This window comes from Gordonibacter sp. 28C (genome assembly GCF_003339845.1).
Taxonomy (GTDB): Bacteria; Actinomycetota; Coriobacteriia; order Coriobacteriales; family Eggerthellaceae; genus Gordonibacter.
In genome coordinates this window covers 256728-272155 of the sequence record NZ_PPTR01000003.1, presented here as the reverse complement: position 1 = coordinate 272155, position 15428 = coordinate 256728, and the positions used below count along the sequence as shown (strand labels likewise).

Annotated in this window: 9 protein-coding genes and 2 riboswitches; of the genes, 7 read left to right on the top strand and 2 right to left on the bottom strand. The window is 62.3% G+C overall.

Annotated features, from left to right (window positions below; translation table 11 throughout):
* The first annotated feature begins 34 nt into the window (after positions 1–34).
* The 6 genes from C1878_RS05365 to C1878_RS05340 all read left to right on the top strand — a co-directional run bounded on the left by C1878_RS05365 (position 35) and on the right by C1878_RS05340 (position 6431).
* The gene (locus tag C1878_RS05365; protein WP_114600659.1) at positions 35–1459 is read left to right on the top strand and encodes a flavocytochrome c; all 1425 of its coding nucleotides are present in this window, start codon (positions 35–37) and stop codon (positions 1457–1459) included.
* A 52-nt stretch (positions 1460–1511) separates the two neighbouring features.
* Complete coding sequence (locus tag C1878_RS05360; protein ID WP_114600658.1) at positions 1512–2984, top strand: hypothetical protein; 1473 nt, start codon at positions 1512–1514, stop codon at positions 2982–2984.
* A 42-nt stretch (positions 2985–3026) separates the two neighbouring features.
* Positions 3027–3467 (top strand): methylaspartate mutase subunit S, encoded by a 441-nt coding sequence (gene glmS, locus C1878_RS05355; RefSeq protein WP_114600657.1) that lies wholly within the window; start codon positions 3027–3029, stop codon positions 3465–3467.
* 25 nt (positions 3468–3492) lie between these two features.
* Entirely contained in the window at positions 3493–5094 is a 1602-nt protein-coding gene (locus C1878_RS05350; RefSeq protein ID WP_114600656.1) for an L-lactate permease, read from the top strand.
* Between the two features lie 153 nt (positions 5095–5247).
* Positions 5248–5763 (top strand): cob(I)yrinic acid a,c-diamide adenosyltransferase, encoded by a 516-nt coding sequence (locus C1878_RS05345; protein WP_114600655.1) that lies wholly within the window; start codon positions 5248–5250, stop codon positions 5761–5763.
* Entirely contained in the window at positions 5760–6431 is a 672-nt protein-coding gene (locus tag C1878_RS05340; protein ID WP_114600654.1) for a DUF1847 domain-containing protein, read from the top strand. Before C1878_RS05345 ends, C1878_RS05340 begins: the two co-directional genes overlap by 4 nt.
* A 69-nt stretch (positions 6432–6500) precedes the next feature.
* Here the strand turns inward: C1878_RS05340 and C1878_RS05335 are convergent, their stop codons facing one another.
* Entirely contained in the window at positions 6501–7220 is a 720-nt protein-coding gene (locus tag C1878_RS05335) for a Crp/Fnr family transcriptional regulator (protein WP_114600653.1), read from the bottom strand.
* 142 nt (positions 7221–7362) lie between these two features.
* The gene (locus C1878_RS05330; RefSeq protein WP_114600652.1) at positions 7363–7917 is read right to left on the bottom strand and encodes a Crp/Fnr family transcriptional regulator; all 555 of its coding nucleotides are present in this window, start codon (positions 7915–7917) and stop codon (positions 7363–7365) included.
* Between the two features lie 284 nt (positions 7918–8201).
* Positions 8202–8340, top strand: a riboswitch (adenosylcobalamin-variant (AdoCbl-variant) riboswitch).
* 104 nt (positions 8341–8444) lie between these two features.
* Positions 8445–8576: riboswitch (cobalamin riboswitch) on the top strand.
* A gap of 480 nt (positions 8577–9056) precedes the next feature.
* Between C1878_RS05330 and C1878_RS05325 the strand changes: the two genes are divergently transcribed.
* On the top strand, positions 9057–15425 hold the full coding sequence (locus C1878_RS05325) for a DUF4430 domain-containing protein (protein WP_158539727.1): 6369 nt from the start codon (positions 9057–9059) through the stop codon (positions 15423–15425).
* Positions 15426–15428: the final 3 nt, after the last annotated feature.

Below are 15428 nucleotides of genomic sequence, written 5' to 3'. Positions count from 1 at the left end.
CGATCGAAGCCAGAAGGGGAAGGCGGCGAGAAACATGCTGGACAACGAAGATCAGGGTTGGTGGGACGAAATTGCGGACGTTGTCGTCGTAGGGTCGGGCTTCGCCGGGCTCGTTGCGGCGAGCGAGGCCGCGAAAACCTACGAGCGCGTGCTCGTTTTGGAGAAGATGCCCTACAGCGGCGGGAACTCGCGCATTGCGGGCGGAGGTTATTGCTGCTGGGACAGCAAGCTCAAGCTGCGCGAGGAGCTAGGTTTGGGCGAGGACTCCTGGAGAGCGCACTTTGACGACACGATGCGGGCGGGCGGACTCTACAACGTGCCGGAGCTCGTCGAGGTGCTGGCCAAGGAGGCCCCGGCGGGACTCGACTTTTTGGTGGATGCGGGCATCCCGTTTCGGAAAAGCCTGCCGCGCATCGGGGGCCATTCGGCGTATCGCAGCTATCAGATGGCATGCTCGGGAAGCGAGACGATGGGCCTTTTGCAAGAAGCGTGTTTTGCGAGCGGCCACGTGGAGCTTCGCCGCAACGCTGCGGTGCGCAATCTGTTCAGAGAAGGCTGGCGCCCGTTTGCCGACAATCCCCCCGGGCGGGTGCTGGGCGTTGCCGTGGTAGATGACGGAACGGTCAAGAACATCCGCGCGGCGCACGGCGTGATCGTCGCGTCGGGGGGATACGGCCGCGATGTGGAGCTGCGCACGGCTTACAAGCCGTCGTTGAGCGCCGCCTACAGCTGCACGAATCACAAGGGCGCGACTGGAGAAATGATCCGCTTCGCCAAGGCGGTCGGTGCCGATGCGGTTCATATGGAGTTCGTGCAGCTGTATCCCTGCGCCGACCCCAAAACCGGGGGCATCGACCAGGCGGCGTTCTTGTGCTATTCGGGCACCGGCTACGGGCTCGTCTACGTGAACGGCATCGGACGGCGTTTCGTCAACGAACTGGCGAGCAGGGAGGATGTTTCAAACGCGCAGATGAACGCGGGCGGCAAACCAACCTATTCGATTTTGAACGACCGGATCTTCGAGCTGCTAGGAATTGATGCGGACGGTATCGCGCGGCTAGTGGAGCGAGGACGTGCCTGCAAGGCGGCCACGCTTTCCGGCCTTGCCGAACAAGCGGGCTTCGACCCCGCCATCTTCGAAGAAGGCATCGCACGGCACAACGCGGCTATCTTGACCGGCGTCGACGAGGCGTTCGGCAAGCCGATGACAAGCCAGATGGCCCCCTTGGATTCCGGGGATTTCTACGCAATACCCCAGTGGCCGTCCGTCCACTACTGCATGGGCGGCTTGCGCATCGATGCGGAGGCCCGCGTCATCGATATAGAGGGGAAGCCCATCCCGGGTCTCTACGCGGCCGGCGAGGTGTGCGGCGGCGTGCACGGGATCGATCGGTTAGGAGGTAACGGTATTGCCGAGTGCGTAGTTTTCGGGCGTGTCGCCGGTCGTCTCGAATGCTGAGGCATGGCCGGTTGCTGGAATTTATCGAACGAGTAACGAGGAGGTACGGAATATGGCACGACAAGGAGAGGCTATCCGCAACGTGCGACTCGATGATGAGGAGTTCTTCCGCATCAGAAACGAAGAGGTGCTGCCCATGTGGAAGACGGGGCAGGAGATAGCCGACTTCGACGAGTGCATCGCTGCGGCCAAGGAGCTTTCGGCGGGGAAGAATTACGCTGAGCGGCAGCTTGCAGCGCGCGAGAACGAGGTGCACAACCTGCAGCCGCAGTTCGGGCATGCGTTGACCGAGCAGCTGCTCGAGGGCGTGCAATATGTCGAGAGCGAGTCTCCGCTGCTGCCGAACGGCGTGTGGAACTTCTATACCGACTCCTATACGCGCAAATGCAGCTTCGACATGGCCCAAGTGGGTCTTGAGCGCACGAAGGCCGAAGGGCAGACCATGCTCAACGGCTATCCTATCGTGAACCACGGCGTTGAGGAGGCTCGCAAGGTGAAGCGAGCCGTCCGGGCCCCGATAACGATGAACTCCACCGACGAAGATGGACGACTTGCTTCCGAGATCGCGCTCGCTTCCGGTTGGAACGCCTGCAACTGCCGCTCGCTCCAGGAGGTTATCGCGCACTGCAAGTACATCGATCTCGCCGAGGAGATTCGCATCAACCAATACGAGTCGAGGTTGGCTGCGAAGTACACCGAGGCCGGCGTGCCCATCGCCCCCCATATCACATCCAACCTGACCGGCTACGATGCCCCTGGGTTCAAGGCGCTCGTTATGACGTCGCAGACGCTCATCGGCGCTGCGCAGGGTATCAAGCAATTCTACTTCGAGCTTGGCCTCAACATGCATCTTGTCGAGGATTGCGCCACCATCAACGTCACCGAGAAGCTGGCGCGCGAGTATCTGGACAAGTTCGGCTATACCGACATCAAGTTCTCATCCGGCGCGTTCCCGTTTTTGGGCGCATGGCCTCCTCGCATTGACGAGGCGGAGGCGATGATCGCCTGGAACACGGTTGACACGTTCCTGGCGGGTATCGACACGGCCATTCTCAAGTGTCGTGATGAGGCGTTTGCCACGCCGACCAAGGAGGGCATGTCGAACGCGGTTCGCATGGCGCGCCACCTCGACACGCTTATCGGCAGGCAGCACGTCGACACTTCGGGCGAGGACTACCGATTGGAAGAGCAAATGATCGAGCTCGAGGTCCGCTCCATTCTGGACAAGTGCCTTGAAGTCGCCGATGGCGATGCGGTCGTTGCGCTGTGCAAGGGGGTCGAGGCGGGTTGGATCGACGCCATGCTCACCCCGTGGGTGCACAACCACGGAAACGTGCGCCTTATGCGCGATGCCGAGAAGGCCCAGCGCTACTGGGATATGGGCGATCTGCCCGTGCCGCAGGAGGTGCGTGATTACCATCGCATGAAGCTGGAGAGCCGGGCGAAGATAGAGGGTCGCCCCCTTGATTTCAGCATGCTGGTTGGTGACCTGCAGTTTGCCTCGCGCATTGCCCCGCAGGTGTAAACGAATACTGGTTCGAGAAACGAAAGGGAGGTAGCGGTTTTCATGAACGAAACGAAGAAAACGCCGAACAAGGCCGTCGTTATCGGCACCATCGGCAAAGACGCCCACATGATCGGGGGTTGGGTGCTCACCCAGGCGTTCCGCGATGCTGGTTACCAGGTGGCTTTTCTCGGCGCGGTCGTTCCGCAGGAGGAGTTCATCAACGCGGCAATCGAGATCAACGCCGACGCCATTCTGTGCTCGTCGCTGTACGGAATGGGCATCATCGATTGCGAGGGTATGCGTGAGAAGTGCGTTGAGGCCGGCATCGGGGACATTTTGCTGTACGCCGGCGGGCAGGTGGCCGCACCGCTTGACCTGGTGAACAAGTGGCCCGAAATCGAGCGTCGCTTTGCCGATATGGGCTTCAACCGGGTGTTTCAAAACACCGTAACGGCGGAGGCGACTGTGGAGATTCTCAACAAGGACCTCGGTCTCGTCTAACGAGCTTCAAGGAGGGGGATACGTTATGGAGCTATTAATTTCGTTTGTGCCCGTTATCCTAATCTTGATTTTGATCATAGGGTTCAAGATTCGTGGTGACATTGCGGGCATCGTCGGCTGGGTTGCCGTCATGGCCGTTGCCTACTTCTTCTTCGACACGGGGGTCGACATCGGGCTGATCGCATCGGCGAAGGGCGCGCTTGCTTCAATGGCTGTCACCGGCATGGGCTTCTTCGCTTTGCTGCAAATCACCTTCATGCAAGAAACGGGTGCTTTGCAGCGCGCGGTCGTGGCTATTAAGACTCTCGCTCCGGGCAGCAAAGCCTGCCAGATCATGATCGTCAACGTGATTATCGGCACGGCGCTGGTTTCGGTTGGCGCCACGCCGGCAATCATCTTGCCGCCTATCATGTTCGCGATGGGCTATTCGGTCATCGTATCCATCGCGCTGCCGTGCATCGGTTACGACTCGCTGTGCACGTTCGCCATGCTCGCCGCCCCGGTGGTCACGCTGTCTGACATCCTCACGGGAGCCGGTTTCACGATGCCGGACGGGGGCGCTCCCACGGTGCAGCATATCGCTATCTTCTTCTCGCATTACCTGCCGGTTATCACGCCATGCATCTGCTTTGCCATGCTCATGATGGCAGGCGGCCCGAAACTGCTCAAGCAGGGCATCGTGCCTGCGCTTATCACCGGTCTTGGCATGGGCTTCACCGCCATGGCCGTTTCCTACATTGGCTACGGGATCGTTTTGACGGGCGTAATCGCCGCTGCGGTTACTTTGGCAATCATGATACTTTATATGAAGCTTCGCAAGATACCGCTGATCGATCGCTCGGTTCTCACTGAGGAGGATCTGGAGGCGGAGAAGGCGATGCCGCTGTGGAAGGCATTGAGCCCTTGGGCGCTGCTGATCGCCTTCTGCCTGATAACGAACTTCATCCCGCCGCTGTACGACCTTTTGTACACGGACCTCGAAGCGAGGGTCATCCTGTTCCCCGGCGATGCCGGCCAGCCCTTGCGTCCGCTGTGGCAGGCGTACTTCTGGGTGCTCGTTTCCACGCTTGTCGCCTCGTGGCTCATCATCAAGCCGAAGAAGGGCACGTGGGGTGCGATTCTCAAGAAGTGGAACAAGCGCTGGGCTCCGCCCACCATCAGCTCCATCATCTACTTCTGCATCGCCTACGTCATGATGTACTCTGCATATACGGCGACCGGTGATGGCGGCGCCTGGGTTCTGGTCGACCAAAGCAAGAACATCATCAGCCTTTGGGCCAATGCGGCCGCTGACGCGTTCGGGTGGTTCTATCCCGTTGCGAACGGCTTCCTCGGTCTGGTATCGGGCTTCGTTACGGGTTCCGAAACATCGACCGTCGCACTGTTCGCCAAGTACAACCTCATTAGCTCGGAGATTCTGGGATTGAACCCGCTCGTGGTCATCGCTTCCGGCGGAGTCGCTGCTGGTTTGGCGTCCGTTATCACTCCGGTCAAGCTTCAGCAGGCATCTTCGTCCATCGACAAAATCGGCGAAGAGGGCGGCGTCTTGCGTCGCGTCGTTCCTTACGCGCTCGTTCTAGTGGCGATATCGGTGGCCATGTCGCAGTTCTTTGCGGTGACCTACTAGGAAAACCGGTTTAGCGTTCAAGCCGGATCGTTTCCGCTGCACTCGGCGATCCGCTTCGAGCGAGGCGGGGCCGTCTTTCGGGGCGGTCCCGTCAAAGCGGCGTATACTTGTCCGATGCGGCACGAACCGCCGATGCAAGAGGAGGTTCTTTCGATGGCGAAGGTTTACACAAGGACGGGGGACCAAGGCGAGACCTCGCTGTACTCGGGTGAGCGCGTTTCCAAATGCTGTTCGCGCATCGACGCCTACGGCACGGTGGACGAGCTGCAGGCGTCACTGGGCTTGGCACGAGCGCTTGTTTCCCATGATAGCGTAGGGGAGGTGCTCTACGAGCTGCAGCGCTCACTCGTCCATTCGATGGCCGAGATGGCGACCTTAGGGGGCGAAGCGCGCATTCGCGCCGAAGACGTGGAGGGTCTTGAGCAGACGATCGATAAGTACAGTTCTCTCATCCCTTCGGGTTTTTCCTTTCAGGTTCCTGGAGAATCCGCTGGCTCCGCCGCACTGCATGTGGCGCGAACCGTTGCCCGGCGATGCGAGCGAGTGATCCTCGCTTGTGACGATGAAGGGTTGGCGACCCCGGCCGCGCTTGCGTTTTTCAACCGTATATCTGATCTCTGCTACGTGCTCGCCCGATACGAGGACGAAGCCAAGGAGGAGGAACAATGAGTTACGACAACAAGAGCTGCGCGAATTGCGGTGTGTTCCATTGCGATCATCTGGACAGCGATTGGCCGGGGTTCTGCATGACCACCCACACCCCGGACGAAGAGTTCGATTATGCGCTCGACCAGTACAACAACGATCCGGAAACGTCCAAGATATTCAAGGCTGCGGCTGAAATCGAGGGATTGTACTACGGCCGTTTGACAAGGGTCGAGGAGGTGGTGCTCTTCGCTCAGAAGATCGGCGCGAAAAAGATCGGCATTGCAACCTGCATGGGCCTGGTGCATGAATCGCAGAAGTTCGCGAAGGTGCTCAAGGCGAAGGGGCTCGACAGCGTGTGCGCGGTCGTGTGCAAGGTTGGCGGTATCGACAAGACGAAAGCGGGCATTCCCGACAACGTGAAGGTGCGTCCGGGCGAGCACGAGTCCACCTGCAACCCCATCGTGCAAGCGCGTGTCCTCAACGAGGAGGAAACGGATCTCAACGTGATCGTCGGTTTGTGCGTCGGTCACGACACGCTGTTCATCAAGCATTCGGAGGCACCGGTAACCTACCTGATCGTGAAGGACCGCGTGCTCGCGCACAACCCGGCTGCGGCGCTTTATACAACCGGATCGTATTACAAGCGCCTGCTCTCGCCCGAGACGATGCCGGCGCGTCCGCTGGAGTAACGCCTGATACGGTCGGCATTGTCTCGGCCTGCATCGGTGCCGGCGCTCTTGGACAAGACAGCCCCCTGATCAGATGCGCCCGGCATGTCGCGGTTCGCGACATGCCGGGCGTGCGATTTCCGGTTGAGCCGACCGTTCGATGTCGGGCGGTTCTTCTGCCAAGATCCTGAGCTTATCGACCTGAGGTGGAGGTGTCGCTGCGTACGAGTCAATCGGCCTTACGGCCGGGGGGGGGGTGCTCGTTTTCTGCTCATCGAGCTTCTTGCGCACGCGACTGACCGAAACCCGGTGCATACCCATGAACGTGGCGAGGGTCGCATCGCTGATGCGCTCTCCCTCCAGTTCGTCTATTTGCGAAAACAGGTCCTCCAAGTACTCGAGCTGGTCTTCGGATGCATCGAGCGCGGCATGCTTGTATTTCGCGAGTGTGCTCGTGAACTGATCGTGATAATGCTCGGCAAGCAGCCAGCCGAGCTCCGGGTCTTCTTTGAGCTGTCGATTGATCTCTTCGGATGGGTAGCGTACGAGTACGCAATCGGTGAGTGCGTGCAATGGAAGCATGGTGTCCTCGTCGAGCGAGTGGATCATGCAGTCTTTTTGCCAGATGGTGTTTGCAAGCTCGTCCTCTCCGCGCTCAGATTGAGCCGTCGTGAACAGGACGCCTTCCTTCACGAACCAGGTGTACGTTCGCGTGCCGCATGAAATCACATACACACGGCCTTTCTTGCAATGGAAATCTTCACCCGCGAAGCGGTCTTTCGCCCAAGAGGCAAGCAAGCTGTCGGTCATCGAAAACTCCTTGTGTGCATCAGCAGTGCGGCCGTGCCGTTTCCCACCGTATGCTAAGGTTATAGCACATGTTTATAAATACTATCATAATAAATAGTACCGTCTTTGGCCCTGGATGCTTAATGATGCGAGGTCTCGGGGCTTAATTAGATTTTTCCTTGGCGAGCTTTTTCCTGATACGACTCACGGATACGCGGTGCATTCCCATAAAAGATGCGAGCGTCGCGTCGCTGATGCGCTCCCCCTTCAGCTCGTCGATTTGCGCGAACATGTCCTCGAGATAGGCGAGTCTATCTTCGGAAGCGTCCAAGGCGGCGTGGCGGTAGTTCGAAAGAGTCCTAGTGAACTGGTTGTGATAGTATTCGGCAAGCCACCAGCTCAATTTCGCGTCTTCTCTGATTTGCCGGTTGAGCTCTGCTGACGAGTATCGGACGAGCGTTGCATCAGTGAGGGCGTGAAAGGGCAGCATGATGTCTTCGTCGAGAGAATGCACCATGTTGTCTTTTCTCCAGACGCTATTGGCAAGCTCCCCTTCGCTATTCTCGGTTTGCATGGCCGTGAACATGACTCCCTCTTTGACGAACCATGTGTAGGTTTTTCTACCGCACGACAGAACGTACACCTGGTCTTTCTTGCAATGAAATTCTTCGCCTTCGTTATGCTCGCGCGCCCATTGCGCGAATGCGGCTTCGTTCATGTCTGATCCTTTGCTTGCTTCCTGAGGTGGCAACATGCGTTACGTGCGATCGCCCTTGCCGACTATGCGGAGTTTTCGCCTGATCATCAGCTTTGAACGTCTTCGCGCCATCGAGGCTACATCATACAGAACTTGTTTCGATGCGGCAAATTATCGCATGGTCAATCATATAACCAACAATATTTATTAACATTTATCAATTATATTAATAACATTTAGTAGAAATGAAATTAAAATATGTTAATATATTTAACACGATATGGCTCCATCGGATTGCGAACGACGCAAGGCGAACCAGCCTCGGGGAATGCGGGTGAGAATCCCGCGCTATGCCAGTAACCGTGAAGCTCCTCTACGGGGGGCGAAGTCGGAGAACCGAGCCGAGCGACCGGAGCCCTGGAAAGCGAGGTTGGTCATGATGCTCGACAAGAGCGCGTCGAAAACCCATCTCTATCGGACGCGCGCCATCTTCCTCGATGGATTTGCCTTGCGCGATGCTAGAATACCTGCAGCAGAATATTGGCACAGATGGTTGCGCCGGGCACGGTGCGGGGTTTGCTTTCGGGCTGCTCCAGGGGAATGCGGGTGGAAATCCCGCGCTATACCAGTAACCGTAAATGCAGATGGACGGAAAGCCTTCCGTGTATGCGGCGGAATCCCGTTCAGTTGAAGCGAAGTCGGATTACCTATCCATCACACCTCAAGCCCTGGAAAGAGAGGTTCCGACTATGTTCGGATTTATCCACGTATGCGCTGATGCGCATCCCGCCGTCCCAAAGCAGACGGGCGTTTTCAAGAAGATCCTATCCATGGTCCTCGCGGCGATGCTTGCGGTCTCGCTTGTGCCGAGCATCGCATGGGCAGGAGATCCCCAGTTCGACGCAGAGCATGCCGCCACGTCTTCGGGCGGCGATCTGGGTGCGCAGGAAGAGCCGCGCGTATCCGACGGTCAGGTCTCGGAAGAAGAGAGCGTTTCCGAGCCCTCCCAAATCGTTTCGGCGACTGGCGGTCGAAACGAAGATGCGACGGAGGGTGCGGAGGAGATTCTAGCGAAATCCGTGGAATCTCAGCGACTCGCTGCCGACGAGCTGGTTTCCGCAAGGGGCGCCGCGTCTGATTCCGCGCCGACAGCAATGCCTATGACGGCCGCCGCCGTCCAGCTGTCCGGCGTCGAGCTGGCGAAGCCCGCCTCCCTCGAGCTGGGCACGACGCTCGAGGCGAAGGCGTACACGGGCTCCTCGTTCGCGCCGACGTATGTCGCCGAGGGCGTCGCTTACACCTGGAAGTACGCTGAAACGAGCAGCCCGTCCTATTCGACGGAGTGGACGGCCATCGAGGGTGTCACTGGAAGCACGTTCAGCGTTACGGATGAATTCTACCTGGGCAAGTGCATTTCGGTCTCGGCATCGGCAGGTGCGAACTCGGTCGACTTCGGCTACCCCTACGGCTACGGGCCTTTCAAACTCGCCGGTGCGGTGGACATCTACTCGGCCTCCCTGTCCAACGGCTCGTCGAGCACGTACGTGTACGCGGTCGGCGACACGGTGACCGCGCAGGCCAAGGAGAAGGGCGCGTCCGGCTTCATCGACCCCGACAAGCTCGGGTACCAGTGGCTCGTCAGCTCCGACGGCTCCTCGTTCTCGGAAATCTCCGACGCCACGCAGGCAAGCCTTTCCCTCGACGCGAGCTACCAAGGCACGTACGTCAAGTGCGAGCTTGCCGCGAAGGTCGGCGGCAGCACGTACACCACGCGCGCCACGAACAAGATCGCGGCGGCCGGGTCCGTCAACGTCACGTCGGTCAAGCTCGACAAGACCGGGAAGCTGCGCGTGGGCGACGTCGTCACCGCGTCGGCCTCGGCGACGTCGGGCGACGTGACGGACGATCCGGGCGTCACCTGGTCGTGGTACTGCGGCGATAGCGCGTACGGCACCGACGAGAAGATCGAGGGTGCTGCGGGCAACGTCCTCGTCGTGACCGACGCGCTGCTCGGCAAGTACCTCGAAGCGCGCGCCGACGGCGGATACGGCGAGAAGGATTCCTCGGCAGCCGGTCCGGTGGTCAAAGCCGGCTCCGTCGAGCTGTACAAGGTGGAGGCATCAGGATCAGCGCGCGTCGGCGCCACGCTGACCGCGAAGGCGTACGAAAGCGCCTACGCGCAGGTGCCGGACAACGCATCAGTCGACTACCAGTGGCAGTACGCCGAAACCAACACCACGTCCGACGCCGCCTTCAAGGACATCCCCGGAGCAACCGGCAAAACCTACACCGTGGGCGAGACCATCGACGGCTCATCGTCGCTCGGCAAGTACCTTCGCGTCAAGGCCGTGAGCGACGGCACCGTCGTCAGCACGAAACAGCCCTCGTACTACGGCTCGACCTACGTCGACCCCATCGGGCCGATCATGCTGGAGGGCGCTTACGAGCTCTCTTCGGTCAAGCTGGCCTCGTCGGGGCAGGGCATGCAGGCGGGCAACGTCATCACACCTACGGCGCAGGTGAAAGACGGCTATTACGAGAAGGACGCTCCCTCCGACGCGAAGGTGACCTATTCGTGGTGGGTGCGCGAAAACGGCGAGTACCAGCCTTTGACGGAGGGCGTCGCCCCCGACGGCAAGCTCGCGCTGTCGGCGTCGCTCGTGGGCAAGCAGGTCAAAGTGTCGGCCAACGCGCTCGTCGAAGGCAACGACCCGGAGAGCGCCGCGTGCACCGTGTTGGATGCGGGCGAGTACGACCTGCTGCGCGTAACGCTCAGCCCCAGTTCGGGAGACCTGTTCACGGGCGACGAGATCACGGCGAAGGTGCAGGCGAAAAGCCTTTCCAACGTGAGCTTCGGCGACGACGTTACGGGCGATGTGACCGTTTCCTGGTCCGTGGCCGAGAGCAAGGACGGCGCGTTCGTTCCGCTTGCCGACGCGGATGCCGCGAGCCTCTCCATCCCCTCCGAGGCCGCTGGAAAGTACTTGAAGGTCACGGCGACGAGCGGTTCGTCTTCGGTCGAGGCCGTCACCTCGAGCGCCGTCGTGGCTTCGGATTCGCTCGAAGGCGCGGCGAAAAGGCTGGAGAAGGACGGATTCAGACCGAGCCCGGTGTACGGCGAGGACGACAACATCAACGACGTGGTGGAGGCGAAGCTGGCCGAGCTTGGCTGCGGCGACGTGTCCGTCACGACGAAATCGGCGCAGGCGCGGCAGACGAACGAGAACGCCACGGTGGGCGTTTCCGTTGCCGACGGCGACGAGAACGGCCGCATCACATACTTCTTCATGGACCCCGACAAGGCGTCGGGATCGTATATGTCCTACACGCAGCTGCGGCAGATGGACTTCGTGTTCACGCTTTCGCGTGCGGACGAGACGTACGAGTACGCGCCGGGCTACGCCGGCACCATCCCTTGGGACGACGGCAAGGTGGCCGAGCTGCTCGAGCAGAAGGCCGCAGCCCTCGCTCCCGGTTTCGCGTCGGGCGACGAGGCGATCGCCGTCACGCGAAACCTGACCCTGCCCTACAAGCTCTCGGACGGCTCGGGCGTCGCGAAATCGTGGTCGAGCGTCTCGTGGGCCTCGTCCGACGCCTCCGTGGTCGCGGTCGACGGATACGGCTGGTCCGACTACACGGGCAAGGTCACGCGCACGGCTGCCGATCGCGTCGTCACGTTGACGGCGACCGTTTCCGCAGGCACCATTTCGTCGTCCGGCGGTCCTAGTACGACGATCGACAAGACGTTCGAGGTCACGGTCAAGGGCGACCCCGAGAAAATTGCCGCCGAGAAGGCCGCCTTGGAACAGAAGGTGCAGGCGAACTTCACCTACGACAGCGTGAAGCTTGCCGAAACGGGCACCGTGGCGGACAAAGACGCCTTGACGGGAGACCTGAGCCTGCCGAAGCCGGGCACCATCGGCGTCGACGGCAAGTACTACCAGGTGGTGTATTCCGCCTCCACCGGCGCGGTGGTTCCCAACGGCTGGGCCGGCAAGGTCTACCGCCCGCTGCCCGGCGAGGAGCCGGCTGCGGTCGACATCGTCGTCACGGTGACGGACAAGGCGAATGCGGAGATCACCGCCTCGAAGGCGCTCTCGTTTCGCGTGACCCCCCTGGAGCAGGGTGGCATCGACCGCGAGATCGCGCTGATGGACCGCGCCGAGGCCGGTTATTTCGCGGCCCTCGCGAACGGGCAGGACGCTTCGGCGGTCGAGGCGGACCTGCACGCGTTCCAGAAGGCCTACTTCGATGCGGACGGCAATCTGGCCTGGGCGTACGATCGCGACGCGGCCGCTGCAGCTGGCGACGGCATCGTGCCGGTCGACTTGGCGGGCTACGATCCCATGGGGTCGGCCGGATGGCGCCTGTTCAAGTCGAGCGCGCCGACGGTGGTGTCGCACGAGAACCTGCTGGTGACCCAGCCCGAGTACAACGCGCAGGTCACCGTCTCGTCGCGTCTGGCGAGCGAGAAGTACGCCCGCTACGCCGAGCGCTATCCCGACAACGCCGCCTTCCAGAAGCTGGCGGGGCGCGACGTCTCCGCCACGTTCACGGTCAAGGGCACGAGCGGTTTGGAAGATCCTTACGTCACCGCCACCTGCTCGGTTATCGGCGTCGACAAGGACGGCGCCGCGCAAACGTGGGCGGCGGCATCGCCGTACACGCTCGACAACGGCGCCACGGCGGCCGATTTGTCCGAAGCGGCGTTCGCGACCGCGGGACTGACGGTCGACTCCGGCATCGGCCAGTACGGCTATTTTTTGAACGCCATCACCTCGCCGTTCGACGCCGGGTTGACGCTTCGCTGGGACGAGGCGACCGGGCGCTACTGGCAGCTGTTCGTCAACGGGCAAGCGGCATCGACCGGCGCGGAGGGCTGCACGCTCCAACCCGGCGACAGCGTGATCTGGTGCTATTCGGCTTGGGGCGATCCCGCGCCGACCGACAAGCTCTCCGTCGCGTGCTCCATCATCGGGGCCGACGGAAACGGAAACGCGCAGACCTGGGTTTCCGAGACGGCGTTCGCCGTAGACGAAGGCTCGACGGCGGCCGACCTTTCCGAGGCGCTGTTCGCGAAAGCGGGGATAGCCTGCACCGTCGACACGGCGTACGGCTGGTATTTGAGCGACGTCACCTCGCCGTACGATCCCGATCAAACGCTCGGATGGGATTCGGCTTCCGGCGCGTACTGGCAGCTGTTCGTGAACGGGATCTGGTCCGAAGTCGGCGCGGAGGGCTATGCGCTGCAAGCGGGCGACAGCGTCACCTGGTACTACGCGGCCGATGGCGCGGCACTGCCCGGACAAGTGGCCGCCACCTGCGAGGTCATCGGCCTCGATGGGAACGGGAACGCGCAGGTGTGGGCGAACGAGGATCGCTACGTCATGACGGAGGGCGCGACGGCGGCCGACCTCACCGAGCAGCTGTTCGCCGCGACAAGGCTTGAAGCCGACTACTCCCTGACAGAATACGGCCTGTTCCTCAATTCGATCACCTCGCCTTACGATTCCGAGATGAAGCTCTCTTCAAAGGAGACGTCTCCCGGCGTCTGGACGTTCTGGCAGCTGTTCGTGAACGGCGAGCCTTCCCAGCTCGGCGCTTCCGGCGTGATGCTCCAGTCGGGCGACCAGGTGGTCTGGTGCTACACCGATGCCTCTGAGCTTCCCAACACGGACGAGGTCGTCGTCAACCCCTACGCCCCGCGTCCGAGCTACGACTCCGCGTGGTCGGGCTTCGGCGGCGGCTTGGCGGGTGCGGCGGTCGAGCGCCCCACGCCCACGCAATCGGCGGAGCAGGCATGGTCCTACGACTACCGCGAGGGCGCGACCGGCGACGTGAGCGTGTCGGAGCCGCTTATCGTGAACGGCGACGTGTACCTTGTGGTGAACGGCGAGCTGCGGGTGGTCGACGCAGCCACCGGCACGATCAAGAAAGACCGCAGCGGGAACGACCTGCGCGCGAACGTGGGCGGCGCGAGCGCCTACTGCAACCGTCCCGTCTACGCTGACGGCGTGGTCATCGTGCCGTCCGACGACGGCAGCCTGGCCGCCTTCACGGCCGACGGGCTGGTATGCGTGTGGAAGACGAAGCCGCTCGAGACGGACGGCGAGCGGGGCTACCAGTCGCTCTCGTCGCTCACGGTGAACGGCTCGTACGCGTTCGCCGCCTTCACGGCGGTGGGCGCCGGCGGCCTGGGCACGGGCGGCGTGCGCCTGTGCGTGGACGTGCGCGACGGATCGGTGAAGTGGGAGCAGCGGGACGAGCCGGCCGAGCAGGGCGGAGCGGCCGGCTACTACTGGGCCGGCGCTGCGGCTTCGGACGCGGACCTGGTCGTGGGCAACGATGCGGGCCTCGTGCAGCTGGTGGACGGGAGCACGGGCGCGGTGAAGGCGGCGCTCGAGGTGGGCGCCTCGGTTCGCGCGGGGGTGGTCGCCCTTCCCGTTGCGGCGCGCTCGGGCGAGGCCGGCCTGTTCGCCGTGGTGTCGAGCGACGGCGTGCTGCACCTCGTCGCCCGCGAGGACGACCGTCTGGTCGAAACGGGCTCCGTGAAGTTCGCCGCCAAGTCCACCTCCACGCCGACCGTGGCGGGCGGCAAGGCCTTCGTGTGCGGTCTCGACGCCGACCAGCGGTACGGCACGCTCTCGGTCATCGACCTGGCGTCGCTCTCCGTCGAGTGCACGGTTCGCGGCGGGCTGGGCGAGGCTCAGTCGGCGCCGCTCGTGTCGGTGCAAAGCGACGGGACGTTCGCGTACTTCACCTGCAACGGCCTGCCGGGCGGCGTGTACGGCTACCGGTTGGGCGACGACGCGGCCTACGCGCTGTTCACGCCCGCCGCTGGCGAGCAGAGCTACTGCATGGCCTCCGTCGCGGCCGACGAGAAGGGCAACCTGTACTACACGAACGACGCCGGGCGGCTGTTCGCCCTGAAGGGGCTGGACGGCGTGAAGGTGACGTTCGACGCGCGCGGCGGATCCTTCGTCGCGTCGGCCTACGTGGCGCGCGGGAAGGCGGTGCTGCGTCCGGCCGATCCGGTGCGCGACGGCTATACGTTCGGCGGTTGGTTCTCGGACGAGGCGTGCACGAGCCCGTGGAACTTCGACACGGCGCTGAACGCGGAAGCCGAGCTCACGCTGTATGCGAAATGGGTTGAAAACACCGGGCAGCAGGGCGGTCGGCCTGCGGAAGGCTCGCAGCCGAGCGCGACGCCGAACGCCCAGGCGCCGCTCGGAGGCACGGTGGCCGCCGCTCATGCTCCGCTGACGCAGGAGGCGGCTGTCCAGGCCAAGGCGGACACCGGCAAGGCTTCCGAGCAGGCGGCCGCGGGGGCGACCTCATCTCTCGGCGGCGCGAACGCGACCGCCGCCGACGGAGGCGCCGTCGACGGCGACGCGCCGGGAGGTGTGAACCCGTGGGCCGTCGGCGGCATCGTCGTGGGCGTCGCGGGCCTGGCAGCCGTTGCGGCCTACGCCGTGCTCGCTCGCCGTCGACCGGGCGTTCCGGCTGGCAACACGAAGGGAAGGAGCTGAACC